The organism is Herminiimonas aquatilis (genome assembly GCF_042665175.1).
Classification (GTDB): domain Bacteria; phylum Pseudomonadota; class Gammaproteobacteria; order Burkholderiales; family Burkholderiaceae_D; genus Oxalicibacterium; species Oxalicibacterium aquatilis.
In genome coordinates this window covers 188,455-212,614 of sequence record NZ_JBHTCC010000001.1, presented here as the reverse complement: position 1 = coordinate 212,614, position 24,160 = coordinate 188,455, and the positions used below count along the sequence as shown (strand labels likewise).

The following is a 24,160-nucleotide window of genomic DNA, read 5'->3' as shown; positions in this document are numbered from 1 at the left end:
ATCAGAACGCATAGCCGACATTGAAGATCAGGGCGGTATCCATTTTCTTTTTGGTGATTGCGGGTTCATTGTCGTAATCGATATTGAACTGCGTACTTAGATTGAGGCCAGCCGCTATAGGTATGCGTATGCCCATGCGATTGCGCAGCAGTAAGTCGCTGGTATCGCTCAAATTTGCATCTGCATTGAAGTTGTTGAAGTAGACCAGCTTCTTGTTCAGGAATTTTTGTTCATACTTGAAGCCAAATCCCAGCGTCGGAAAAGATCGGTCTTCCGAGACGTTGTAGTCTTCCTTGATGTAATTCACGCTGACTTCGCTGGACAGCTTGGTTACGTCGGTATCGAGTAGCTGTCGACCATAACCGAGTCCACCGCCGCTACGCAAATTGAGATCAGCGAGTTCGTCGCGTTCTGCTTTTGCGTTCACAAACAAGTAGTTTTTGGGATCGAGAAATACATCGTACTGACCTAACAGACGACGATTCGATGTGGTTGTGATGCCGGCTGATGTGGCTTCGTTGAGTTCCCAATTGATCGTGTATCGATCATCAGGATTGCGGGCCACAAATTCGCCGTTGGTATGCACTTGATCGTCATGCGAATTGCCGCGGTTAAAGGCTCCGCCTAGATCGAATTTCCCTGAATATTTTGTGGAATCGTCGACAACTGGCGGATTTAATGCGGCGATGTCCTGGCGAACCAGCGTTTGTGCTTGAGCTGTATCTGTTTTTTCAAGCGCAACTTTGCCGCTCTCATCAACGCTTACTTTTCCAGTCACCATTGCGCCATTGTCCAATTGAACGCGGACACCATCATCCGAAACCAGTTTGGCGACTTTACCCCATGGAATTTTTACTTCACCAAATACGCCAGACTTGAAGGTCAGCACGCCGTCATTTAATTGATGCAGCTCACCGGTAATTTGATCGCCATTGTTGAGGGTAACGACGGCTGCATGTCCATATGTGGATACAAGCAAACTGCTTGCTGAAAATAAAACTAGAAGTGGAATACGGGATTTTTTACGTTGGGTATTTAGGTGCATGGTCAATAACATCGTACTGCTCCAAATGGTGATCGTTGTTTTGTAGAGCAGAGCTTTGGCTCTGAGTTCCCAGATGAGACTAAAACTCTGACGTTAGAGGTCCGGCGAGGGCCTCTGCGCCATTAAAAAAACAGGTGCGATGCGTTATCATGCTGGCTATGACTACTGAAGATAATCAACAACGCACTTTGTACGAGCTTCTAGACGGCGAAACGGGCGTACGCGCGCTGGTCGACCGCTTCTACGATTTGATGGATTTGGAGCCTGCCTTTGCCGGCATACGCGGCATGCATCCGACTACCTTGGAAGGTTCACGCGACAAGCTGTTCTGGTTCTTGTCTGGCTGGACTGGTGGCCCGAACCTTTTTGTAGAACGCTTTGGCCATCCACGCTTGCGCGCACGCCATTTGCCGTATGCGATTGCCAGTGACGAACGTGACCAATGGTTGCGTTGTATGGAAATGGCTATGAACGACGTCGGCATCGTTCCATCGCTTCAAGAACATCTGCAAAAATCGTTTGCAGAAACCGCCGACTGGATGCGCAATACACACGGTTAATAAATTCAAGCAGATGTATCGCACTCTTGCAGATTCCCGATTCGATTTTATTCCCGGACCAACACAACCATGACACAACTGCACTTCTTTAGTTTGCTGCTCGTCGCAGTGTTCATCATTGCGTTACAGATTATCGCCATGCTGCGCAATCGTGCCGTGGATATCGCACCGCAACTGGCAAATTTTCAAAACGAATTGCAACGCCATCAGCAGCAAGGTAGCGAGCGTATCGAGCGCGAGTTGCGTGAGCAGGTGCAGTCGACGGCACAAGCCACACGTCAGGAGCTCGGCAGTAATTTTATGCAGTTCCAGCAGGCACTAGCAGCGCAATTGACCAGTGTGGCGACGCTACAAAACAATCAGATCGATTCATTTGCGCAGCAACTCGCCAAATTAAACGAAGCGAATGCACAGCAGCTGGAAGCCATGCGGCAGGCGATTACTCTGCAGGCACAGACCGGCAGAGAAGAGCAGGCAACAGCGCTCAAGCGCTTCGGCGATACCTTGAATCAGACCTTGACGACACTAACTGAATCCAACGCGCAGCGCATGGCAGAAGTGCGTGCAACGCTGGAAGCCAAGATCAAGGATTTGCAAACGGACAATGGCGCGCGCCTGGAAGAAATGCGCAAGACCGTCGATGAAAAATTGCATGCGACGCTGGAACAACGTCTGGGTGAATCGTTCAAGCTGGTCTCCGATCGCCTGGAAAAAGTGCATCAAGGCCTGGGCGAAATGCAGCAATTGGCAATCGGTGTAGGGGATCTGAAGCGCGTGCTGACCAATGTCAAAACGCGCGGTACCTGGGGCGAAGTGCAGCTTGAGATGCTACTGGAACAAGTGCTGACGCCAGACCAATATGCAAAGAATGTGGAAACCATTCCCGGCAGCGGCGCACGTGTCGAATTCGCGATCAAATTGCCAGGTTCAGACAATGGTAATACGCCAGTCTGGATGCCGATCGATGCAAAATTTCCGAAAGAACAATACGAGCGCTTGGCAGATGCCGCTGATCGCGCCGATGCAGACGGCGTGTTGCAGGCCGGACGCGAGTTAGAAACGGTAGTGCGTAATGAAGCAAAAAAAATCGCGGAGAAATATCTGTCACCGCCATTGACGACTGATTTTGCGATCCTGTTTTTGCCAACTGAAGGTTTGTATGCCGAAGTTATGCGTAGACCTGGTTTGGCTGACGATCTGCAACGCACGCATAGAGTCAGCATCGCTGGCCCATCGACTTTGTCGGCTTTGTTGAACAGCCTGCAAATGGGCTTCCGTACCTTGGCGCTGGAAAAACGTTCGTCAGAAGTCTGGCAAGTCTTGGGTGCAGTCAAAACCGAATTCGGTAAGTTTGGCGATGTGCTGGCAGCGACTAAGGCGACGCTGGAACGCGCTGCCAAGAACATCGAACAGGCCGAGACCAGAAGCCGTCAGATGACGCGCAAACTGAAGTCGGTAGAGGCACTGCCTAGCGAGGCTGCGCAGCAGCTCCTGGGCGTGGATTTGCCTTTGGGCGATTTGCTGGAAGACAAAGAGTAGAAGTTTGTTCGTCGCCAGCAACGTTTTTTAAATCATGATAAATTCACGTCTCACTGATGAAGTGATGCGCTGAATTTTCAACAGGCACATTCATTAGTACGTTCTCGGGGCGGGGTGAGATTCCCCACCGGCGGTAATGACGCAGAGTTTCATTATTTTGTGTTTAGCCCGCGAGCGCTTGTTACAGCTTCAAGCTGATTTCTTCGGCTTGCTTCACAAGGTCAGCAGACTCGGTGTGATCCCGAGGCCGACGGTCATAGTCCGGATGATAGAGAACGGGATGACTCATTATTCACTGACACTTGTGGTCATGTGCGTTTGCTATTCCCGCTTGATATTCACATTGCCCTGTACTTTCATTTGTACACAGGAGCTTTACATGCAACACGCTATCGATATCAAAACAAAATCCGCAACACGTCGTATCGCTTTTATTCAAGCCAGTTGGCACAAGGAAATCGTCGACCAATGCCGTATCGCCTTCGTGGCAGAAATGGCTACGCGCGGTTATTCAGAAGATGTGATGGACTTCTTTGAAGTTGCTGGCGCATTCGAAATTCCATTGCACGCCAAACTGCTGGCCAAGAGTGGCCGTTATGCTGCGGTCGTCGGCACCGGACTGGTGGTCGATGGCGGCGTCTATCGCCACGAATTCGTATCCCAGGCTGTCATCAGTGGCTTGATGCAAGTCCAACTGGAAACTGAAGTGCCAGTCATTTCAGCTGTACTGACACCGCATCATTTCCATTCGCACGATGAGCATCAAGGCTTTTTCTACGATCACTTTTTGGTCAAGGGGAAAGAAGCCGCGCACGCATGTGCCGACACCATTAAACGTCTGCAACAAATTGATTCGATTACACAGGATCGTATAGCGGCATAAGTTCTTATTAGACCTTGCTTAGGCAAGGTTTTCAAGAAGGGCATCAGCATTACAAAACGTGTGAGAGTTGGAAAATAAAAAAAGGGAGCCTAGGCTCCCTTTTTTGTAACTGTTCATCCTGCGTTGGCAGGATGAACAAGTCTTAGCGCTTCGTTTCCATCTGAACCAAAGGCTCAGACGATTGCGGAGGCAATGGCTTGCGTTCACGTGGTACACGCGCTGGCGCTACATACTTCGCAGCTTCTTCCTGTGCGGCACGCAGCTTTTCAGGGTTGGTTGCCGCCAAGACCAAACCGGCATTGCGCAGTACTTCGCTCAAGTCTTCGACTTTGCTTGGTGCTGCTGGTGCAGGTGTTGGGGTGACTGCGACTGGTGCTGCAGCAACGACAGGTGCTGGCTGAGGGGCAGGCGCAACCGGAGCTGCTTGAACCACTGGCGTTTCGACAACTGGAGTTGCTTCAACGACAGGTGCTGCAACAGCCACAGGCTCTGGAGCCGGGATAGGAGCAGTGACAGCTGGCGCTACAACTTCTGGAACAGCAGCAGGAGTAACAACCGGGCTAGGCTCAACCCGACGCGCAACTTCTTGCGGCGCAACTGGGGCAGCGATTGCAGAGGTCAGCGGACTCGCCGATGCTTCGACTGCTTCACTGATTTCAGCTACACGCACAAACGTTTCATGCCTTGGTGTATTGACGATAGTCGATGCCATTTCCGCTGCGCTGACATGCGCAGTGGCTGGTGTTTGTGCAGCTTCGTCCCGCAAGGTTTCTTCTTGCAGTGCAACTACGCCATCTTCATTGCTTTCGTTTTCCGTACCTGATTCGGTGCTGTCACGATCACGGCGATTGCGGTTACGGCCGCCACGACGACGACGGCGACGCGGTTGCTCTTCGCCGTCGATGGTTTCAACAGGAATACCATTTGCGTCGAGCACGACTGCAGTGTTGCCATTCGCTTCTGTCGTTGCTTGCGGTGCAGTTTTGTTTGGCGAAGCACTTACAACTGGAACGCCTTGCAGCAACACAGGATCTTCTGCAATCACGTCTTTGCGATCTTCACGTGGCGGACGCGGTGTGCGTTCACGACGACCTTCGTTGCGCGTTTCATTACCCTCACGTGGTTCACGCGGCTCGCGTGGCTCACGAGGTGGGCGTGGTGGACGTGCAGTTTGTGTTTCGAGCGCTGCCGGTGCGGGCTTGGCAGCAGCTTCTTCACCTTCGCCACGGTCACGACCACCACGGCCGCCACGACTGCGATTGCGTTGATTTCGACCATTTGAATTACGCTCGCCACGTTCGCGATTGCGTGGATTCTTTTCTTCCTGCGCAGGTTGTGCGGAAACTGCTTTCGCCGGTTCCGTTTCTCCGCTGAAAAATGCCATCAGTTTCTGGAAGAAGCCTTTTTCAGCCGGGGCTGCTTTTACAGCCTCGACAATTTTGCGTTCCACGATAGGCGCTGGTTGGTCAGGTGTAATACCTTTGACCATTGCTTCCTGGCGTGGTTTGACATCTTCCTTCTGACGCTTGCCGTAACTGATATCGGTGTCGGCTTCTTCGGTCATCGCGTAGCTGGCTTGGGTTTCTTCCAGACGCGGATCGTCGTGCTTGATACGTTCCAACTTGTAATGCGGTGTTTCCAGATGCTTGTTCGGGATTAGGATAACGGAGACGCGATGACGCGTTTCTATTTTCAGGATTTCACCACGTTTTTCATTCAGCAGGAAAGCTGCGACGTCAACGGGTGCTTGCACGTGGATGGAAGCCGAATTTTCCTTCATTGCTTCTTCCTGGATGATGCGCAGGACTTGCAATGCGGACGATTCGGTATCGCGGATATGGCCTGTGCCATTACAGCGCGGGCAGGTGACATGGCTGCCTTCCGACAGCGATGGACGCAAACGCTGACGGGACAATTCCATCAAGCCGAAGCGTGAAATCTTGCCCATCTGAACGCGAGCACGATCGTAGTGCAAGGCGTCTTTCAGGCGTGTTTCGACTTCGCGCTGATTCTTCGAGTTTTCCATATCGATGAAATCGATGACGATCAGACCGCCCAGATCGCGCAAGCGCAATTGGCGGGCGACTTCTTCAGCGGCTTCACAGTTGGTATGGAATGCTGTGGTTTCGATATCGCTGCCGCGGGTGGCGCGTGCCGAGTTGACGTCGACAGAAACCAGTGCTTCGGTGTGATCGATCACGATGGCGCCGCCGGATGGCAACGGAACAGTGCGCGAGTACGCGGTTTCGATCTGGTGTTCGATCTGGAAGCGCGAGAACAGCGGCACGTCGTCGCGATAGCGTTTAACACGATGCACCATGTCCGGCATCACGTGGCTCATGAATTGCTGAGCTTGTTCGTAGATGTCGTCGGTGTCGATCAGGATCTCGCCGATATCCGGCTGGAAGTAATCACGGATGGCGCGGATGACCAATGACGATTCCTGATAAATAAGGAAAGCGCCAGCGCTGGTTTGGCCTGCGCCTTCAATTGCGCGCCAGAGTTGCATCAGGTAATTCAAATCCCATTGCAATTCGTCAACGTTACGGCCGATGCCGGCGGTACGTGCAATGACGGACATGCCTTGTGGCAAATCCAGTTTATCCATGGTTTCGCGCAATTCCTGGCGATCTTCACCTTCGACGCGACGCGATACTCCACCGCCGCGTGGATTGTTAGGCATCAAGACCAGATAACGACCAGCCAGGGAAACGAATGAAGTCAGCGCCGCGCCTTTGTTGCCGCGTTCTTCCTTCTCGACCTGGACCATGATTTCCTGGCCTTCGCGCAATGCATCCTTGATGGAAGCGTTGCGGACATCGACGCCTTCCTTGAAATAGGTGCGGGCGACTTCCTTGAATGGCAAAAAGCCGTGGCGATCTTCACCGTAGCTGACGAAGCAGGCTTCGAGCGAGGGTTCGATGCGGGTGATGACACCCTTGTAGATATTGGACTTGCGCTGTTCGCGTCCGGTTGTTTCGATATCGATGTCGATGAGTTTTTGCCCATCGACAATCGCAACGCGCAATTCTTCTTGCTGCGTTGCATTAAATAACATGCGTTTCATGTAAGTGCTCCGTGACCCGAAGGCCGTTTTAATGCCGTAGCTTTACATAGTGAGGTCAGATGCCGATATAAAACGCTATGGGCTGGCCAGCGTGAAGCGATTAGCGGCAATAGCATGGCTATCGGGGAAAATCGCAGCAAATTGCGGCTTACTGAGCGTTTCAATCTTGCATTGACAGCAATATGCGCCATCTATAGCAACAGTACAGGGATGTACGCGGGGCAGGAGTGCTTGGGGAGGGAAATTGCCTTGGTGTGTGATACTTAGCGCAGACGCGCTGTATTCACAACGGGGCGCGGATGAAGGAAAACAGATGCCGAGCATTCACTTCAGCCGCATCGTGCGCGTCGAATAAATCGAGCGCAACGAAAGTCGCGAGTGGTGAATACAGTGCTTTAGCCATATAAAACATGGGCAAAATCGGCAAACAGTTTAACTACATCAACCAGCGAGCTCACTGTTAAACGGCGAGCTTGCCGGACTTTATCCTAACGATCCAAACATTCTTGACCAACACCCTTGCGCGTTATCCGATTACAACAACGGTGCAACCTTGACTCGCACAGGGGCGGTGCATACACATCTTTTCCATCGAATTTGCAAATTGGCGAGGCCGATGGAGACGCCCCTGTGTAGAATGTGCTTTTTATTCTTACACCAGCAATGGTTTGTGACCATTGCGAAACGATTATATATTCAAAATGAAGGACTTAGCGAGATTTTCAGGGAAAGAGGCTGAAATGCCATCCCCCACCCGCTCGTCACAGGTCCAATCCCAAGTTCCGGTCCAAGTTCAACTTGTGACCATTTCCGAAGAAGAAGCCGGGCAGCGTATAGATAACTATTTGTTACGCGTTTGCAAAGGCGTACCAAAAAGTCACATCTACCGTGTATTGCGTTCGGGAGAAGTGCGCGTTAATAAAGGACGCATTGATCAAACCTATCGTTTGATCGAAGGCGATATTATTCGCATTCCACCTATTCGGATTGCCGAAAAGGCGCCGTCTACCGCTCCTGGAGCGGAATTCAGAATCTTGCTGGAAGATAATCATTTGCTGGTGATCGATAAGCCCGCTGGCGTTGCCGTACACGGCGGCTCGGGTGTCAGTTACGGCGTGATCGAACAGTTGCGCGCGGCGCGTCCGGATGCGAAATTTCTTGAGTTGGTACACAGGCTGGATCGTGACACGTCGGGGGTTCTGGTCTTGGCCAAGAAGCGCTCGGCGTTGACAAATTTGCATGAGCAGATACGCGGCGGCGAACCGGACAAGCGCTATCTAGTATTAGTACATGGCGATTGGAAGAACACGCGTCAGCACATTAAATTGCCGCTGCATAAGTATTCGACGGCGGATGGCGAGCGACGGGTCCGTGTGCAGGCTGATGGCATGGAGTCGCACACGATCTTCAACCTGATTCAACGCTATGGCGAATTCGCCTTGCTGGAAGCCGAGTTGAAAACCGGTCGTACGCATCAGATACGCGTGCATCTTGCATCCAGCGGTTTTGCGATTGCAGGCGATGACAAGTACGGTGATTTTGCATTGAACCGCGATTTACAAAAAGCTGATGGTGAGCGTGTCGCGTTGAAGCGCATGTTCCTGCACGCACACCAGATAACCTTTATTCATCCTGAGAGCGGCAAGCCGGTCACGCTCAGTGCGCCATTGCCGCCTGAGTGTGAACGCTTTCTCAAAAGCTTGAAAAAGACATCGAACTCATCAATATAATCGCGAGCTGGAAAACGGCTCATAAATATCGGGAAAAGGAGCTGGCAGCGTGTGCTGTCAGACTACATGGCAAGAAAGCAATTTGATCTCATCGTGTTCGATTGGGACGGCACCTTGATGGATAGCACCGCGGTGATTGTCAACTGCATACAAGCAGCAGCCAAGGATCTTGGTTTGCCTATCCCTGATCAAAAGGCGGCGTCACATGTGATCGGGCTCAGTCTGCAAAGTGCAATGGAAGTCGCATTGCCGGGCATTGATCCAAAATATTATCCGCGCATGATAGAGCGCTATCGACACCACTATCTCAATCAGGATGGCAGTTTGGTGCTTTTTAGCGGCGTGCGCGAGATGTTGAATGACTTGTCGCAGCAGGGATATTTCCTCGCTGTTGCAACAGGGAAAAGTCGCGTCGGTTTGAATCGTGCTCTGGATGCATCAAAATTATTATCCTTGTTTGATGCAACGCGCTGTGCGGATGAAACATTTTCCAAACCGCATCCGGCGATGTTGCAGGAATTGACGCGCGAACTCGGGCAAGACATGAAGCGTACTGTCATGATAGGTGACACCACGCACGATTTGTTGCTGGCGCAAAATGCCGGGGCGTCCGGCGTTGCGGTGCATTATGGCGCGCACACAGCGGCAGAATTACAGACGCTTAATCCGCTTTATGCAGCCAACTCTGTTTCCGAGTTGCATGGTTGGCTGGATGCAAACGGATAAAAAATTGACTGGTGAGCTTATCCACATTTGTGAGGGGAGCGCATTGGAAGAGCGGGGTAAAGGTGTGCGTTTTCCAGTCCTCGCAGGTGGGGACGATGCAACCGGTTTTGTCGTCAGATTCAGTGGTCTGGTGCAGGGCTATTTGAACCGTTGCGCGCATGTGCCGATGGAACTGGATTGGAATGAAGGCGATTTCTTTGAGTCTAGCGGTTTGTATTTGATTTGCGCCACACATGGCGCAGTCTACGCGCCAGAAACCGGACGTTGCGAAGGTGGCCCTTGCCGGGGCCGCAGTTTACGGCGAATTGAAATCACGGAAAAAGATAATCAGGTATTCTGGCAACCAGACGAATATGTAAGACCGGCGCGGGCACAAGCAGCGACGGAATAATGGGTGATGACATAAATATTATGAGCAACGATAACGATCAAGCAAATCAGTCGCCATCCTGGCAGCAGGCTTCAGCGCCCGCCGCGAGTGTGCCGAAAAAAGAAGGTTGGGAACGGGAAGTGCTGGAGAAACTCGCCTTTGCCACCATCAAGGAGCAGCGTTCACGTCGTCGCTGGGGGATATTTTTTAAAATCGTCACCTTGTCCTTGATTGCTTTTGCTTTGTGGACCAGCTTCGGTCCTAGTGTGAGCGACATGGAAAATGTCGGGCCGCATACGGCGCTGGTCAAGATTGATGGCACGATCGAAGCTAAGGGGGCTGGCGATGCAGAAACCGTTATTTCTGCGCTGACTAAAGCGTATGAAGACCCTGGCTCCGTCGGCCTCATTTTGCAGATCAACAGCCCTGGTGGTAGTCCAGTGCAGGCAGGCATCATCAATGATGAAATAACCCGCTTGCGCAAAAAATATCCGAAGAAGCCTTTGTATGTTGTCGTGAATGAAATTTGTGCTTCTGGTGGCTACTACATCGCTGTTGCTGCTGATCGTATTTACGTCAACAAAGCCAGTATCGTTGGTTCGATCGGCGTATTGATGGATGGTTTTGGTTTTACCGGCGCAATGGAAAAATTGGGAGTTGAACGTCGCTTGCTGACAGCAGGGGAAAACAAGGGTTTCATGGATCCATTCAGCCCGCAAACGGAAAAACAAAGAATGTATGCGCAAGGAATGCTGGATGAAATTCATCAGCAATTTATTGATGTAGTGCGTAAAGGACGTGGCAAGCGCTTGAAAGAAACGCCTGAGATATTCTCTGGCTTGTTCTGGAGCGGTGCGAAATCGGTTGAACTCGGTCTGGCTGATGGTTTCGGCACGGTCGAGAGTGTGGCACGTGAAGAATTCAAGTCGACTAACATCGTCGACTATACGCAACGAGAAGGTTTGTCGGACCGCGTGTTAAGAAAATTTGGTGCTGCAGCGGGCGCATCGGCAGTCAAGACTTTTGCTCTGGAAACGGTGCCTAGCCTTAAATAAATCGTACTTATTTCAATGAGAGAAAAAGTTTTTCTCTCAGTCGAAAAATCGGCTTGTAATTTTAATGAGGTCGACTATAGTGATTATGCGTTATCGACACCTAAAGGTGTGAATGCAACAACGTCTGCAACTAACAAGTTGTAACCGCTCGCATTTTGATAACGTGTCGCAGTAAAAAACAGTAGGTCCTTTGACCTCTCCTCATGCTTCCTTCGGAAGCAGGCAAAACGGCGGTGAAACACCGCCGTTTTGCGTTTACGTACTGAGTTTGAATTACTTTCTACTTATTCTGCGAGCAGTAAAAATACAGTTGGTTTTTTATGGAAGTCTGGTGTCTTGCCAGAGGCGCATTCCGCCTTCCATTTTGCTGCAGTTTTGGTGTTAATTTTTTCTGATGGTAGAGTCAGATCAGTCGCTACGCTGATTAGTGTACTGCCGTTACAATTTGCGGCCAGTGTTTCCAGCATGCCGGCATTGCGATACGGCGTTTCGATAAAAAACTGGGTTTGTTTTTCTGCGCGCGAACGTTCTTCGAGTTGCTTGATGCGCTTGATGCGTGCGGCAGCATCAATAGGTAAATAACCGTTGAAAGCAAAATTTTGTCCGCTCAAGCCGCTCGCCATGACAGCCAGCAAAAGGGAAGAAGGGCCGACTAAAGGTTTGACTTGAATACCTTGCGCATGCGCCAAACGCACGAGATTGGCGCCCGGATCGGCCACCGCCGGAACGCCAGCCTCAGAGATTAGTCCTGCATCTTGTCCTGCCAATATTGGTTCCAGCAATGCAGGTAAATTCTTTGCATCAGTGTTGACATTCAGTTCCGCGATGCGGATTTCCTGTATCGATTTTGCCAGAGTATTGCGTACGCCTATCAATTTGAGAAAAGCGCGTGTGGTCTTCGCATTTTCTGCGATGAAGTAGTCGAGTCTGGCCGTCAACGACTGTACTTCGGTCGGGATAATGTGCGCGAGTGGATCGTAGCCTTCAACTTCAGTCTGGCCTAAGGTGTTGGGGATGAGGTAAAGGATGCCTGCCATATGCTGAATAAAATAAGTGTGTATGAGTGCGTGACTGAAGGGGGGTCTTATATTAATTAGAACTAGTAGCGAAAAAATTAACGCCGGCACGTCGCAACATGCTCGTCAGTGCAATCAAGGGCAGGCCGGTCAGGGCGCTTGGATCACAGCTTTCAATTTTTTCGATGACGGCGATGCCCAAACCTTCGTTTTTTGCGCTACCAGCGCAATCATATGGTTGTTCTATGTGCAGATAGGCATCGAGTTCGGTATCCGGTAAATCGCGGAATGTCACAAAAGTCTGGATGTTTTCCAGCTGGATTTGCGGCGATGTAATGTCAATGCGTGTGTCAAACAGGCACAAGGCTGTATGAAATACCACTTTGCGGCCGCGCATCTTCTGCAATTGCTTGAGTGCGTTTGCATGCGTGCCCGGCTTGCCGATTTGTTCCCCATCCAGCGTTGCAACTTGATCCGAGCCAATGACCAGAGAGTTTGGAGCTTGTTTGCCAATGAAAATTGCCTTTTGCTGCGCCAGACGTAATGCTGTTGCGTCGGGAGATTCATTGACCGCAGGTGTTTCGTCGATATTCGGTACCATCACGTCAAAAGGCAGATGTAGACGCGATAACAACTCTTTGCGATAAATGGAGCTGGAGCCAAGTATCAGGCGAGGTTGTGGGGATGGGGAAGGCATTATTTGATGTTTATTTGAATGACCGCTCAATAAAAGTGATCTAACGCTTTGACGAATAAAGGGAAAGCCTGTTATTATCGCAGGTTTTCCGGGTTCAGCTAAGCCTATGAGCGCTTTTGTAATCGATGCCTTCGATTTTAGTCGGCTTAAAGAGCGGCGTGAAGGCGATGTTCTTGTCTCCGATTTGGCGAGACTTTCGGCCGAGTCCGTGAATAAATCTGCGTCCTTGCATTGGACTTTGCAGGGTGGCGCTGATTCATTGAATCATCCGCAATTGATCGTTTCAGTTTCAGGTTCGATTGAGCTGATGTGTCAGCGGTGCATGACGCCACTGAAGTTTGCGGTTGAATCTGAATCTATACTGATTCTCGCTAAAACCGATGAGCGCGCAGATGAGATAGATGCTTTACTGGATGATGACAGTGTCGATGTCATTGTCGGCTCCAAGGCATTGAATGTCATGGAGCTGGTTGAGGATGAGGCTTTGCTGGCGATACCGCTGGCCCCCAAGCATGATGTCTGTCCGGATAATGCGGCGCTGGATGATTTGATGGGTGCCAAGAAGCCATCGCCTTTCGCAGTGCTCAAAGGCTTGAAGCAATAGATTTTTCGGTCGCTGCAATAAGGGCGAGCGTTGTGTAGTAAAGATTGTCGGTAGGCAGTGAGTTTGCAAACCGAATGTGTTAGAATTTTAGAACTTAAGGTTTAGGAGTTATCATGGCTGTTCAGCAAAATAAAAAGACACCGTCGAAACGCGGTATGCATCGTTCGCACGACTTCCTGGTTGCTCCGCAACTGAGCGTTGAGCAAACCACAGGTGAAACGCATCTGCGTCACCACATTAGCCCAAACGGCTTTTACCGTGGTCGTAAAGTACTGAAAACCAAAAACGACGAATAATTTGTTTGTCGTTCTGGCGAAGAAAGCGGCGCGATGAGTGTAAACTTTGCGCCGTTTTTTCATGTGCCGAGACAGCACAGTGCGTCATTTTGAATCAAGCCCGAATTGGCCCATAATTGCGGCTAGAGTGAGGCACGAGTCAATCCAATGACAATAAAAATATCCATAGACTGCATGGGCGGCGATCACGGCCCGTCGGTTACTATTCCCGCCGCCATTTCGTTTGTCGAAAGCGAGCCAGACGCCGAGCTGATTTTAGTCGGGCTGGAAGATCAGCTTTTGGCTGAATTAAAAAAGCATAAAGCAAGCGAGCATCCCCGTCTTTCGGTCGTGAACGCGACTGAAGTAGTGACGATGGATGACTCGCTGGAAGTTGCATTGCGCCGCAAGAAGGATTCTTCAATGCGTGTTGCAATCAACATGGTCAAGCAAGGACAGGCAGACGCGTGCGTTTCGGCTGGTAACACGGGCGCTTTAATGGCGATTTCGCGTTATGTGCTGAAGACGATTCCAGGCGTTGATCGTCCCGCCATCTGCAGCATTCTTCCCAATCAAAAAGATGGTCCTACCTATATGCTCGACCTCGGCGCCAATGTCGATTGCGAGCCGCAGCATTTGCATCAATTTGCATTGATGGGTTCTGCGCTGGTCTCTGCGATGGAAGGCAAGCCTAGACCAACGGTCGGTTTGTTGAATGTCGGCGAAGAGGATATCAAGGGCAATGACATCGTCAAGCAGACGGCTGTATTGCTGCGCGCAGATCATGAGCGCGGGACCTTGAATTTCTACGGCAATGTCGAAGGTAATGATATTTTCAAGGGGACGACGGATATCGTCGTATGCGACGGCTTCGTCGGCAATGTGACCTTGAAGGCATCGGAAGGTCTGGGGCGTTTTGTTAAAAGCGTCTTGACGACCGAATTCAAAAGAAATCCTTTAACCATGCTGGGCGCATTGATTGCCCGCTCTGCGTTGAAAGCGATTTCACAACGTTTGAATCCTTCCCGCTACAATGGCGGCAGCCTGCTGGGACTACGCGGTCTCGTGTTTAAAAGCCATGGTGGTGCAGACGCATATGGTTATCAATGGGCGATCAAGCGTGCCTTCGATGCGGCTAAATACGATGTGCTGGCGCGTATTTCTACCAAAATCGCTGATCTGATGCCGCAATCGGCATTGACGCCGCTTCCCGAAAATTCAGTTACTGCAACAGAAACAATAGAACAGAAAACCGCATGACTCTCTATAGCAAAATTATTGGTACCGGTAGCTTTTTACCGCCTCAGCGCGTAACAAATCAGGATTTAATAGAACGCCTTGCTCTCGATGGGATAGAAACCTCCGATGAATGGATTGTTTCTCGTAGCGGGATTTCCGCGCGCCATTACGCTAGTGCAGATATGCAATCTAGTGATCTGGCAGTGGAAGCGGCAAAACGTGCTCTGGGCATGGCACAGTTGGCTGCGAATGATATCGACCTGATTATTTTGGCGACATCGACACCGGATTTTTTCGGCGGTTTTCCGAGTACGGCATGCGTGGTGCAACGAAAATTAGGCGTGACTAACGGATGTCCCGCACTCGATGTGCAGGCCGTGTGCAGCGGCTTTGTGTATGCGCTTGCGACAGCTGACAAATTCATCAAGTCTGGCTCGCACAAAAACGTTTTGGTGATTGGTGCTGAGGTGTTTTCGCGCATTATCGATTTCAAAGATAGAACGACCTGCGTCTTGTTTGGCGACGGTTCTGGTGCGGTCGTTATGACGGCATCTGAAGAACCTGGCGTGCTGGCGACTGCGTTGCATGCAGACGGCAGCTATGGCGATATTCTTTGCGGACCAGGCAGAATTAGCAATGGCGTCCTTGAAGGCAGTGCCTTCATGTACATGGATGGTCAAGCTGTGTTCAAGCTGGCTATCGGCTTGCTGGACAAGGTCGCCAATGAAGCTTTGCAACTTGCGAAGATGGATTCGTCCGAAGTCGACTGGATCGTTCCGCACCAAGCGAATATTCGCATCATGCAAGGCACTGCGAAAAAACTTGGTCTGAGCATGGACAAAATGATTGTGACGGTTGATCAGCATGGCAACACATCTGCTGCATCGATTCCATTGGCGCTGGACGTTGGCGTTCGCGATGGCCGCATCAAGCCGGGCCAGAACGTCATGATGGAAGGTGTGGGCGGTGGCTTTACCTGGGGTGCCGTGCTGGCACGCATGTAAAATTCTGCTTTCGCGTAACTCTGTTGAGTATTCAAATTAAAAAATAATATGAACAAATTCGCATTCGTTTTTCCAGGACAAGGTTCGCAAGCGATCGGCATGTTGAACGGTTTTGCCGATAACGCAGTAGTGCAACAAACGCTGGCAGAAGCATCGGACGCTTTGCAGTTCGATCTGGCCAGGCTGATTGCAGATGGCCCTAAAGAAGAACTCGATCTGACAACCAACACTCAGCCTGTGATGCTGACAGCGGCAGTTGCAATGTATCGTGCGTGGATTGCCGCTGGCGGCAAAACACCGACGTTGGTCGCGGGACATAGTTTGGGCGAATATTCAGCATTGGTAGCTGCTGGCGTTATTCCATTCAAAGACGCTGTTCCATTGGTGCGTTTCCGCGCCAAGGCAATGCAGGAAGCAGTTCCTGTCGGTCAAGGCGGCATGGCTGCGATTCTCGGTTTGTCCGATGCCGACGTGCTTGCAGTATGCGCAGAAGCAGCGCAGGGCGATGTAGTCGAAGCAGTTAACTTCAACGCGCCGGCGCAAGTCGTGATTGCCGGACACAAGGCAGCAATTGAACGCGCCTGTGAGATCGCTAAAGCCGAAGGTGCCAAGCGCGCCTTGGTGCTTGCAGTCTCCGCACCTTTCCATTCTTCCTTGCTGAAACCTGCATCAGATCGCCTGCGTGAATATTTGGCCGGAGTGGCTTTCAGTGAACCGCAAATTCCATTGATCAATAATGTCGACGTCGCGATTGTCAGCGATGTGGACGGTATCAAGGATGCGCTGGTGCGTCAGGCTGCGAACCCGGTTCGTTGGGTCGAGTCTGTGCAGAAAATGGCTGTTAAGGGTGTAACGGATGTGGTTGAGTGCGGCCCTGGTAAAGTATTGGCCGGATTGACCAAACGTATCAATGGTGAACTCACCGGTCACGCGATTGTCGATCAAGCGTCGCTGGACTCTGTCTTGGAGCTTTTGAAATAATGACTACAGTTGATTTGACGGGCCAAGTCGCCCTAGTTACCGGCGCGTCGCGCGGTATTGGCCGAGCAATTGCAGTTTCCTTGGCAAAGCAGGGGGCCAAAGTAATTGGCACCGCAACTTCGGAAGCTGGCGCGGCTGCGATTTCCGAATATCTGGCTGAAGGTGGCAAGGGCGTCGTACTCGATGTCAATGACGCGGCACGCGCCGTGGCATTGATAGATGAAATTCAGAAGGAATCCGGTGCCGCAGTTACCATTCTCGTCAACAACGCCGGCATTACGCAAGACCAGTTGGCCATGCGCATGAAGGATGAGGAGTGGGATAGTGTCATCGCGACCAATCTGACATCGGTAGCTCGTTTGTCGCGCGCGGTCTTGCGCGGCATGATGAAGGCGAAACACGGCCGTATCATTAACATTACCTCGGTGGTGGGCTCTGCCGGTAATGCCGGTCAAATGAATTATGCAGCTGCCAAAGCCGGTGTCGCCGGTATGAGCCGTGCACTGGCGCGTGAAATTGGCAGCCGCAACATTACCGTTAATTGCGTAGCCCCCGGATTTATCGATACCGATATGACCAAAACGCTGAGCGAACAACAAATTACTGCCTTGCTGCAACAGGTTCCGTTAGGCCGTTTGGGTATGCCGGAAGACATCGCGTCAGCGGTCAGCTTCCTCGCATCGCCTCAGGCGAGTTACATTACGGGTACCACCTTGCATGTCAACGGCGGTATGTACATGAGTTAATGTTGTAATTAGGTACTTTTAGCCGAAGTTTCAACTTTCTTGATTCCAAAAGCTAAAAGTGAATTTTCGGTGCGCAAACCTGCTAAAATGCGCGCACTTTCTGTAACCACTCATTGGAGTTAAAACATGTCGGATATCGAACAACGCGTTAAGAAAATCGTCGCTGAACAACTGGGCGTCGCCGAAGCAGACATCAAAATCGAATCGTCGTTCGTTGACGATCTGGGTGCTGACTCGCTCGACACCGTTGAACTCGTGATGGCACTCGAAGACGAATTCGAAATGGAAATCCCTGACGAACAAGCTGAGAAAATCACCACTGTGCAGCAGGCGATTGATTACGCCAAGGCACACGTAAAAGCTGCCTAAGTTTTGTTGAACGACTCTAGGAGAATTGCTTGAGCCGCTCTAGTAAACGTCGTGTTGTCGTCACTGGTCTTGGTTGTGTCTCTCCCGTTGGTAACACTGTTGCTGATGCATGGAATGCCATTCTTGCCGGTCAATCCGGCATAGCAACCATTACCAAGTTTGATGCGACCCCCTTCAGCACGCATTTTGCTGGAGAAGTAAAGAACTTCAATATCGAGGATTACATTCCCGGTAAGGAAGCCCGCCATATGGATACGTTTATCCATTACGGTGTGGCGGCCGGCATGCAAGCCTGGCAGGATTGCGGTTTGGTCGTGACCGAGGAAAATGCTGAGCGTATCGGTGTCATCGTCGGTTCCGGCATAGGCGGTTTGCCACTGATCGAGAATACGCATGCTGAACTGGTTAATCGCGGCCCACGCCGCATCAGCCCGTTCTTCGTGCCTGCTTCGATCATCAACATGATTTCCGGTCATCTGTCGATCATTTACGGTCTGAAAGGACCGAATTTGGCGATAGTGACAGCTTGCACTACCGGTTTGCATTCGATAGGCGCTGCCGGTCGTATGATTGAATACGGTGATGCGGATGTCATGATTGCCGGTGGCGCAGAATCGACTGTTTCGCCATTAGGTTTGGGTGGTTTCGCTTCGGCTCGTGCCCTGTCTTCACGCAATGATGATCCCGCGACGGCTTCGCGCCCATGGGATAAGGATCGCGATGGTTTTGTGCTCGGTGAAGGTGCCGGTGTCATGGTGCTGGAAGAGTACGAACATGCCAAGGCGCGCGGTGCAAAGATCTATGCTGAGTTGATGGGATTCGGTATGAGTGGTGATGCTTACCATATCACCGCTCCGAATATGGATGGGCCGCGTCGTAGTATGGTTAATGCCTTGAAGAGTGCGGAAATCGCAGCCGATCAAGTGCAGTACCTTAATGCACATGGCACATCGACCCCGTTGGGCGATAAAAACGAAACAGATGCAGTGAAAGCCGCATTTGGAGCGCATGCGAAAAAACTGACGGTGAATTCGACCAAGTCGATGACCGGTCATTTGCTTGGTGGCGCAGGTGGTCTGGAATCGGTCTTTACCGTTTTGGCCCTGCATCATCAGATTTCGCCGCCGACTATCAATATCTTTAATCAGGATCCGGAATGCGATCTCGATTACTGCGCCAATACGGCGCGCGAGATGCCGATTCAGTACGCCATGAAGAATAACTTCGGTTTCGGCGGTACGAACGGTACCCTGGTTTTTGGTAAAGCCTGATAAAAATCCGGTCACCTTCACAGGTTGATCGGATTTTTTACTTCACTCCCCCATGTCTATCGCGGTCTCTGCCGTGATTAAACCGTCCAGACGCTTGCTTTCTCTGGTTGGCGGGATGAGTATTATTTTGTTGTTGATTGCCGCTCTAGTCGCGACGGGCACTGTTGGTGACTTGTCGTCGCTTGCAAGATTCGTTGTGGGGGGGATCTGTGCGATAGTGGCGGTCGCCGTCTTTTTGCGGTCAAGGGCAGGCAGAACGACGCATGTCATTCACATCTCGGGAACTGGCCAGATCAGGTTGCGCACCGAGACAAGAAATGAACATGCTGATGTAGATGTAGCAGAGGGTGAGCTTGTACGTCTGTTGCCGATATCGACAATTTGGCCAGGTTTGCTACTCTTGCATTTGCAGAACGAACGGCAGCAAACTACGGTTGTGACGATTTTGACGGATGCCATTTCTGCAGAGGGCTTTAGAGCACTGTTGGTGGCTTGTCGTTGGATCGTATTGCGCCAGGTAGATACCACAGAGTCCGATATTCGGCATTAAGCCAAGAATTAATTCTGGAATTTTTGAACCAATCATGTTTCGCTTAGTCAATTATGCGAACCGCGTGCGTGTTGCAAAATAACAAGGGAATGGGGATTGACGACAGAACGCGAAATTGATCAGCTACTTGTCGAACGTGTACAACGTGGCGATAAAAAAGCTTTCGAGCTGTTAGTGATCAAATATCAACGGAAATTGATGCGACTGGTGTCGCGGCTTGTTCGCGACCAGGCCGAGGCTGAAGACGTGGTGCAAGAAGCATTTATCAAGGCTTACCGAGCACTGCCACAGTTTCGCGGCGATTCAGCGTTTTACACATGGCTTTATCGCATAGGCATCAATACCGCAAAAAATTATCTGGTCACGCAAGGCCGTCGTGCACCGACATCAACCGAAGCAGATGTCGAAGAAGCAGAAACTTTTGACGACGGAGAGCGACTAAGAGATATCAACACGCCAGAATCGTTATTGGCGACCAAGCAAATCGCTCAGACTTTGAATGTGGCGATGGATGAGTTACCGGAAGAGTTGCGCATGGCAATTACATTGCGCGAGATCGAAGGATTGAGTTACGACGAGATTGCTGAATCGATGGGTTGCCCTATTGGTACCGTGCGTAGCCGGATATTCAGGGCGCGCGAGGCTATCTCGGAAAAATTAAGGCCGCTATTGGATACGGCGCTCGATAAACGTTGGTGAAAAATAAATAAAGAAGCACTTTTTGCTGCAAATATAGGGGTTAGCCTTAATTTTTTCGAGGTAGTGATGAATACGACGAATATGACGCGTGAACAGATTTCCGCTTTTGCTGACAACGAATTGTCTGACGGACATTTCGATGTGACTTTGGCCGCCTTACGTCAGCAAGAGGGTCGTGAGACGTGGAATCTTTATCATCAGATCGGCGACGCTTTGCGTTCTGACGAGTTGAATACGCAAGTAAATGCTGGTTTGACCTCGCGTATATTTGCCAGTCTGGATGCTGAACCGACGATTATGGTGGCGGCAACGCAACGCGTACACGTTGCCAAGGCCGATACCTTTAAGCGTTTTGCCGTGCCGGGTATGGCGGTTGCTGCTGTGGCGGTTGCTGCGTTCCTGACAGTGCCGCAGATGATGAACACGCAAAATGCTCCTGCAATTGCTTCTAATCCTGCGCCTATCGTGCTGGCTTCGGCTGCGCCGGAAAAAGTAACGGTTGCCAGTCAGGATGGCGATGTTTTGCGTGATCCGCGGATTGACGAATATCTTTTGGCGCATCAGCGCTTTTCACCTTCGGTTTACAGCACGGCGCAATATGCACGTTCAGCTACATTTGCTGTTGACTCAGATAAATAATTGACATGCGGCAGACATTCGGAATTTTAAAGTTCGTCTTTTTTCTCTCCAGCGTTCTTGCGTATTCTGCAAATGTAGTTGCTCAGGCAGAAAGTGTTGAGCCTTCAACGGCTCAACACGACACCCAAGTCTGGCTGAAAAAAATCCAGTCTTCTGCGCAGAAGTTAAATTACTCGGGTACCTTTGTTTATCAACAAGGGAGTCAGGTTCGCACTTCGCGTATTACGCATATTCTGAACGGTAAAAATGAGGTCGAGAAGCTGGAAATCCTCGACGGCAAACCACGCGAATACATACGCAATAATGAAGAGATAGTTTGCTACGTCCCCGAAAGTAAATCGATACGTATAGAAAAACGTGTGACACAGGATGTCTTCCCGGCCATTCTGGGAGCCAATCCGACAGAGTTGGCAGAGCATTACAACTTGAAGATGGGCGAAACCGGCCGTGTTGCCGGCTTCGATTGCCAAGCCATTATTCTTGAACCGAAAGATAAGCTGCGTTACGGCTACAAATTGTGGGCAGAAAAATCGACCGGACTTCTATTGAAAGCGCAAACGCTTAACGAAAAAAATTCGGTTGTTGAGCAAATTGCTTTTACGCAGTTGGTCATTGGACATATAGATGCCAGCCGCGTGAAGCCTAGCGTCAAGAATACTCAGGGGTGGCGTGTAGAGAACGCTGTCATGAGCGAGGCGAATCTTTCCGGTTGGACTGTCAAGGCGATGCCTGCAGGCTTCAAGAAGGTGCGGGAAATGAAGCGCCTGATTACGGATACGCCGGCAAGTGCAACAGCAGAGAGTACGCAGTCGACCCAGCGCGAGGTATCACAAATTGTTTACTCTGATGGTTTGGCCGCAATCTCTGTATTTATCGAGCCTGCTTCGCAAAGTCGTACCGAGGGTTCAATGCAACAAGGTGCGATGAATATCGTGGGCAAGCGCCATGGCGATTATTGGTTGACGGTAGTTGGCGAAGTGCCGGCGGCTGCAATCAAGCAGGTTGCCAATTCGATTGAATTAAAAACTCAGCCTTAAACTCAACTTTCTTCTTCAATTCGTGTCTTAAATGGTATTGATCAATACTATTTCGTCACCAGATTCTTAATCCTTCCATAATCAGGCTTTTGTGAGTGTATGAAAACAAAGTTCATTGTTCAGAAAAAACTGTCTGCCGTTTTGCTTGCTGTTGCTAGCACCTTTCTCATTCCAGCTGTCAGCGGTTTGACATCATCTGCGGTGGCCGCGCCATCGGTTGCCGGTTTGCCCGACTTTACTGATTTGGTTGAAAAGACCGGCGCGGCTGTCGTGAATATCCGCACCACTGAAAAAGCAAAAATTAGTCAGGGGAATGGCGTCAGCGAAGATGAAGAGATGCAGGAATTTTTCCGTCGCTTCTTTGGCACACCGATTCCTCCCCGCCAGCAGCCGGCGCCACGTGGTCGCAGCAAACCTGATGCGGAGGCAGAGGAAGAAGTGCCGCGCGGCGTGGGTTCGGGATTCATCATTTCTGCAGATGGTTATGTGATGACCAATGCGCATGTAGTCGATGGTGCCGACGAAGTCTATGTCACATTGACGGACAAGCGCGAATTCAAGGCAAAGATCATCGGTGCAGACAAGCGGACTGACGTGGCTTTGGTCAAGATCGAAGGCAGCAATTTGCCGCGTCTGACGGTGGGTGATTCAAATAAAATTCGCGTCGGTGAGTGGGTAATTGCGATCGGCTCACCGTTCGGGCTGGATAACACGGTGACTGCAGGCATTGTGTCCGCCAAGGCGCGTGATACAGGGGAATACCTGCCGCTGATTCAAACCGACGTTGCGGTAAATCCCGGCAACTCGGGCGGCCCGTTGATTAACATGCGCGGCGAGGTCATCGGTATCAATTCGCAGATTTACAGCCGCTCAGGTGGCTACATGGGCATTTCCTTTGCGGTGCCGATGGATGAGGCGATGCGCGTTTCCGATCAACTGCGTGCAAACGGTAAAGTAACGCGTGGGCGTATCGGTGTGCAGATCGGTGAAGTGACAAAAGACGTCGCCGAATCTCTGGGCCTGGCGCGTAGCCAAGGGGCGCTGGTGCAACGTGTAGAAGCCGGTGGTCCGGCTGAAAAAGGCGGCGTCGAAGCTGGTGACGTGATTTTGAAATTCAATGGTGCAGCGATTGAACGCGCCAGCGATTTGCCTCGCATGGTAGGAAGTACCAAGCCTGGTACCCGTTCGATTGTCACGGTATGGCGTAAAGGCGCGATGCGTGATCTGTCCTTGACGATTACCGAGCTGGAGCCGGAAAAAGTTGCAGCAAAAGTTGAGAAGAAGGCCAAGGTTGAGCAGGTAGCCAATACATTAGGTTTGATTGTCAGCGATCTCAATGCTGCTCAAGTCAAGGAATTGAAAATCGATGGTGGTGTTATTGTGGAGTCGGCTGAGGGTTCGGCGGCACGCGCAGGTTTGCGTACCGGTGATATTTTGCTGCGTGTGAATAATACCGATATCAAGGATACGCGCCAGTTTAATGCACTGGTGGCGAAACTGGATGTGAAGAAAACGACCTTGTTGCTGGTACGTCGAGGAGACTCTTCGCAATTCGTGACGGTTAAACCGCACGCCCAATAAGATTATTTTCAAGAAAAAGGCTGCCTGCTGAAAAGCTTGCAGCCTTTTCTTTTGAGTGGAATTTTCCTTTGATTCATTTCACCTTGTACTCCCGGACCTATTGCCATTTGTGTGATGACATGCTGGCAGCACTACGCGGCTTGGAAATCGCTGGTCCCATCTCAATTGCCGTGGTCGATGTGGACGCAGACGAGACACTAGTCGCCCAATACGATGAATTGGTACCTGTACTGGTCGCCAGCAGGAATGGGCAGCCAGTGCAGCAGCTTTGCCATTATTTTCTGGATGAGGTGGCCGTACGGGCGTTTATCAGCCAGGCTTGACCGATTTGTTGCGGGTCATGCATGTGCCGCTGTGCATAATTTTCGCGTTACCTGCAGGCAGACCGGGAATTTATGGGCTTTGCCCTCTGAAATCCGGTAAAATGCCGGGGCCGTCATCCCTCTGTAACAAGGCGCTCGCTTGGGGAAAACATCC

General features: G+C 50.9%; 25 protein-coding genes and 1 riboswitch. Of the genes, 21 read left to right on the top strand and 4 right to left on the bottom strand.

Going from position 1 to position 24,160, the window contains the following annotated elements; translation table 11 throughout:
- Position 1: 1 nt before the first annotated feature.
- Positions 2-979, bottom strand: a complete 978-nt coding sequence (locus ACFQO0_RS01055; RefSeq protein ID WP_382232198.1) for a DUF481 domain-containing protein — start codon at positions 977-979, stop codon at positions 2-4.
- A gap of 215 nt (positions 980-1,194) precedes the next feature.
- On the opposite strand from ACFQO0_RS01055, the gene ACFQO0_RS01050 reads away from it, so the two are divergent.
- The 3 genes from ACFQO0_RS01050 (at position 1,195) to ACFQO0_RS01040 (ending at position 4,027) form a co-directional block, all read left to right on the top strand.
- Positions 1,195-1,605, top strand: a complete 411-nt coding sequence (locus tag ACFQO0_RS01050) for a group II truncated hemoglobin (RefSeq protein WP_382232197.1) — start codon at positions 1,195-1,197, stop codon at positions 1,603-1,605.
- Positions 1,606-1,674: 69 nt separating this feature from the next.
- Positions 1,675-3,144, top strand: coding sequence for a DNA recombination protein RmuC (locus ACFQO0_RS01045; RefSeq protein WP_382232196.1), 1,470 nt, complete (start codon positions 1,675-1,677; stop codon positions 3,142-3,144).
- Between the two features lie 96 nt (positions 3,145-3,240).
- A riboswitch (FMN riboswitch) is annotated at positions 3,241-3,425 on the top strand.
- Positions 3,426-3,523: 98 nt separating this feature from the next.
- Positions 3,524-4,027, top strand: coding sequence for a 6,7-dimethyl-8-ribityllumazine synthase (locus ACFQO0_RS01040; protein ID WP_382232195.1), 504 nt, complete (start codon positions 3,524-3,526; stop codon positions 4,025-4,027).
- 142 nt (positions 4,028-4,169) lie between these two features.
- Here ACFQO0_RS01040 and ACFQO0_RS01035 read toward each other — a convergent pair whose 3' ends face one another.
- Positions 4,170-7,094 carry an Rne/Rng family ribonuclease gene (locus ACFQO0_RS01035; RefSeq protein ID WP_382232194.1) on the bottom strand — a complete coding sequence of 975 codons (2,925 nt, stop codon included), beginning with the start codon at positions 7,092-7,094 and terminating at the stop codon, positions 4,170-4,172.
- 701 nt (positions 7,095-7,795) lie between these two features.
- Here ACFQO0_RS01035 and ACFQO0_RS01030 point away from each other — a divergent pair.
- The 4 genes from ACFQO0_RS01030 (at position 7,796) to ACFQO0_RS01015 (ending at position 10,975) form a co-directional block, all read left to right on the top strand.
- Complete coding sequence (locus ACFQO0_RS01030; protein ID WP_382232193.1) at positions 7,796-8,824, top strand: RluA family pseudouridine synthase; 1,029 nt, start codon at positions 7,796-7,798, stop codon at positions 8,822-8,824.
- Positions 8,825-8,890: 66 nt separating this feature from the next.
- The gene (locus ACFQO0_RS01025) at positions 8,891-9,550 is read left to right on the top strand and encodes an HAD-IA family hydrolase (protein WP_382232192.1); all 660 of its coding nucleotides are present in this window, start codon (positions 8,891-8,893) and stop codon (positions 9,548-9,550) included.
- Complete coding sequence (locus ACFQO0_RS01020; protein ID WP_382232191.1) at positions 9,537-9,941, top strand: Rieske (2Fe-2S) protein; 405 nt, start codon at positions 9,537-9,539, stop codon at positions 9,939-9,941. The genes ACFQO0_RS01025 and ACFQO0_RS01020 overlap by 14 nt, the downstream gene beginning before the upstream one ends.
- Before the next feature lie 20 nt (positions 9,942-9,961).
- Complete coding sequence (locus ACFQO0_RS01015) at positions 9,962-10,975, top strand: S49 family peptidase (RefSeq protein WP_382232190.1); 1,014 nt, start codon at positions 9,962-9,964, stop codon at positions 10,973-10,975.
- Positions 10,976-11,259: 284 nt separating this feature from the next.
- Here the strand turns inward: ACFQO0_RS01015 and ACFQO0_RS01010 are convergent, their stop codons facing one another.
- Both ACFQO0_RS01010 and ACFQO0_RS01005 read right to left on the bottom strand, forming a co-directional pair.
- Positions 11,260-12,012, bottom strand: coding sequence for an SAM-dependent methyltransferase (locus tag ACFQO0_RS01010; protein WP_382232189.1), 753 nt, complete (start codon positions 12,010-12,012; stop codon positions 11,260-11,262).
- 52 nt (positions 12,013-12,064) lie between these two features.
- Positions 12,065-12,688, bottom strand: a complete 624-nt coding sequence (locus tag ACFQO0_RS01005; RefSeq protein ID WP_382232188.1) for a Maf-like protein — start codon at positions 12,686-12,688, stop codon at positions 12,065-12,067.
- Positions 12,689-12,794: 106 nt separating this feature from the next.
- Here ACFQO0_RS01005 and ACFQO0_RS01000 point away from each other — a divergent pair, with 106 nt between their 5' ends.
- From ACFQO0_RS01000 to ACFQO0_RS00935, 14 genes are all read left to right on the top strand, one after another.
- A complete protein-coding gene (locus ACFQO0_RS01000) occupies positions 12,795-13,292 on the top strand; it encodes a YceD family protein (protein ID WP_382232187.1) in 498 nt (165 codons plus the stop codon).
- 113 nt (positions 13,293-13,405) lie between these two features.
- Positions 13,406-13,588 carry a 50S ribosomal protein L32 gene (rpmF, locus tag ACFQO0_RS00995; RefSeq protein WP_112991500.1) on the top strand — a complete coding sequence of 61 codons (183 nt, stop codon included), beginning with the start codon at positions 13,406-13,408 and terminating at the stop codon, positions 13,586-13,588.
- Positions 13,589-13,735: 147 nt separating this feature from the next.
- Positions 13,736-14,827, top strand: coding sequence for a phosphate acyltransferase PlsX (plsX, locus tag ACFQO0_RS00990; RefSeq protein ID WP_382232186.1), 1,092 nt, complete (start codon positions 13,736-13,738; stop codon positions 14,825-14,827).
- Entirely contained in the window at positions 14,824-15,810 is a 987-nt protein-coding gene (locus ACFQO0_RS00985) for a beta-ketoacyl-ACP synthase III (RefSeq protein WP_382232184.1), read from the top strand. Before plsX ends, ACFQO0_RS00985 begins: the two co-directional genes overlap by 4 nt.
- Before the next feature lie 48 nt (positions 15,811-15,858).
- The gene (gene fabD / locus ACFQO0_RS00980) at positions 15,859-16,791 is read left to right on the top strand and encodes an ACP S-malonyltransferase (protein ID WP_382232182.1); all 933 of its coding nucleotides are present in this window, start codon (positions 15,859-15,861) and stop codon (positions 16,789-16,791) included.
- Positions 16,791-17,537 (top strand): 3-oxoacyl-ACP reductase FabG, encoded by a 747-nt coding sequence (fabG, locus tag ACFQO0_RS00975; protein WP_382232180.1) that lies wholly within the window; start codon positions 16,791-16,793, stop codon positions 17,535-17,537. Before fabD ends, fabG begins: the two co-directional genes overlap by 1 nt.
- Before the next feature lie 126 nt (positions 17,538-17,663).
- Complete coding sequence (acpP, locus tag ACFQO0_RS00970) at positions 17,664-17,906, top strand: acyl carrier protein (protein WP_011871492.1); 243 nt, start codon at positions 17,664-17,666, stop codon at positions 17,904-17,906.
- A 29-nt stretch (positions 17,907-17,935) separates the two neighbouring features.
- On the top strand, positions 17,936-19,177 hold the full coding sequence (gene fabF / locus ACFQO0_RS00965) for a beta-ketoacyl-ACP synthase II (RefSeq protein ID WP_382232177.1): 1,242 nt from the start codon (positions 17,936-17,938) through the stop codon (positions 19,175-19,177).
- Positions 19,178-19,229: 52 nt separating this feature from the next.
- Positions 19,230-19,727, top strand: coding sequence for a protein YgfX (locus ACFQO0_RS00960; protein WP_382232175.1), 498 nt, complete (start codon positions 19,230-19,232; stop codon positions 19,725-19,727).
- A 96-nt stretch (positions 19,728-19,823) separates the two neighbouring features.
- Positions 19,824-20,426: an RNA polymerase sigma factor RpoE gene (gene rpoE / locus ACFQO0_RS00955; protein ID WP_382232173.1), complete on the top strand. Its 603-nt coding sequence runs from the start codon at positions 19,824-19,826 to the stop codon at positions 20,424-20,426.
- 66 nt (positions 20,427-20,492) lie between these two features.
- A complete protein-coding gene (locus ACFQO0_RS00950; RefSeq protein ID WP_382232171.1) occupies positions 20,493-21,065 on the top strand; it encodes a sigma-E factor negative regulatory protein in 573 nt (190 codons plus the stop codon).
- A gap of 5 nt (positions 21,066-21,070) precedes the next feature.
- Positions 21,071-22,102, top strand: coding sequence for a MucB/RseB C-terminal domain-containing protein (locus tag ACFQO0_RS00945; protein WP_382232169.1), 1,032 nt, complete (start codon positions 21,071-21,073; stop codon positions 22,100-22,102).
- Positions 22,103-22,201: 99 nt separating this feature from the next.
- Complete coding sequence (locus tag ACFQO0_RS00940; protein ID WP_382232167.1) at positions 22,202-23,683, top strand: DegQ family serine endoprotease; 1,482 nt, start codon at positions 22,202-22,204, stop codon at positions 23,681-23,683.
- Between the two features lie 68 nt (positions 23,684-23,751).
- On the top strand, positions 23,752-24,006 hold the full coding sequence (locus tag ACFQO0_RS00935) for a glutaredoxin family protein (protein WP_382232165.1): 255 nt from the start codon (positions 23,752-23,754) through the stop codon (positions 24,004-24,006).
- The last annotated feature ends 154 nt before the right edge of the window (positions 24,007-24,160 follow it).

Coding starts and splice junctions, on each gene's coding strand:
- ACFQO0_RS01050 (WP_382232197.1), top strand. CDS start 1,195: ATGCTGGCTATGACTACTGAAGATAATCAACAACGCACTTTGTACGAG.
- ACFQO0_RS01045 (WP_382232196.1), top strand. CDS start 1,675: ATGACACAACTGCACTTCTTTAGTTTGCTGCTCGTCGCAGTGTTCATC.
- ACFQO0_RS01040 (WP_382232195.1), top strand. CDS start 3,524: ATGCAACACGCTATCGATATCAAAACAAAATCCGCAACACGTCGTATC.
- ACFQO0_RS01035 (WP_382232194.1), bottom strand. CDS start 7,094: ATGAAACGCATGTTATTTAATGCAACGCAGCAAGAAGAATTGCGCGTT.
- ACFQO0_RS01030 (WP_382232193.1), top strand. CDS start 7,796: ATGAAGGACTTAGCGAGATTTTCAGGGAAAGAGGCTGAAATGCCATCC.
- ACFQO0_RS01025 (WP_382232192.1), top strand. CDS start 8,891: ATGGCAAGAAAGCAATTTGATCTCATCGTGTTCGATTGGGACGGCACC.
- ACFQO0_RS01020 (WP_382232191.1), top strand. CDS start 9,537: ATGCAAACGGATAAAAAATTGACTGGTGAGCTTATCCACATTTGTGAG.
- ACFQO0_RS01015 (WP_382232190.1), top strand. CDS start 9,962: ATGAGCAACGATAACGATCAAGCAAATCAGTCGCCATCCTGGCAGCAG.
- ACFQO0_RS01010 (WP_382232189.1), bottom strand. CDS start 12,012: ATGGCAGGCATCCTTTACCTCATCCCCAACACCTTAGGCCAGACTGAA.
- ACFQO0_RS01005 (WP_382232188.1), bottom strand. CDS start 12,688: ATGCCTTCCCCATCCCCACAACCTCGCCTGATACTTGGCTCCAGCTCC.
- ACFQO0_RS01000 (WP_382232187.1), top strand. CDS start 12,795: ATGAGCGCTTTTGTAATCGATGCCTTCGATTTTAGTCGGCTTAAAGAG.
- rpmF (WP_112991500.1), top strand. CDS start 13,406: ATGGCTGTTCAGCAAAATAAAAAGACACCGTCGAAACGCGGTATGCAT.
- plsX (WP_382232186.1), top strand. CDS start 13,736: ATGACAATAAAAATATCCATAGACTGCATGGGCGGCGATCACGGCCCG.
- ACFQO0_RS00985 (WP_382232184.1), top strand. CDS start 14,824: ATGACTCTCTATAGCAAAATTATTGGTACCGGTAGCTTTTTACCGCCT.
- fabD (WP_382232182.1), top strand. CDS start 15,859: ATGAACAAATTCGCATTCGTTTTTCCAGGACAAGGTTCGCAAGCGATC.
- fabG (WP_382232180.1), top strand. CDS start 16,791: ATGACTACAGTTGATTTGACGGGCCAAGTCGCCCTAGTTACCGGCGCG.
- acpP (WP_011871492.1), top strand. CDS start 17,664: ATGTCGGATATCGAACAACGCGTTAAGAAAATCGTCGCTGAACAACTG.
- ACFQO0_RS00960 (WP_382232175.1), top strand. CDS start 19,230: ATGTCTATCGCGGTCTCTGCCGTGATTAAACCGTCCAGACGCTTGCTT.
- ACFQO0_RS00950 (WP_382232171.1), top strand. CDS start 20,493: ATGAATACGACGAATATGACGCGTGAACAGATTTCCGCTTTTGCTGAC.
- ACFQO0_RS00945 (WP_382232169.1), top strand. CDS start 21,071: ATGCGGCAGACATTCGGAATTTTAAAGTTCGTCTTTTTTCTCTCCAGC.
- ACFQO0_RS00940 (WP_382232167.1), top strand. CDS start 22,202: ATGAAAACAAAGTTCATTGTTCAGAAAAAACTGTCTGCCGTTTTGCTT.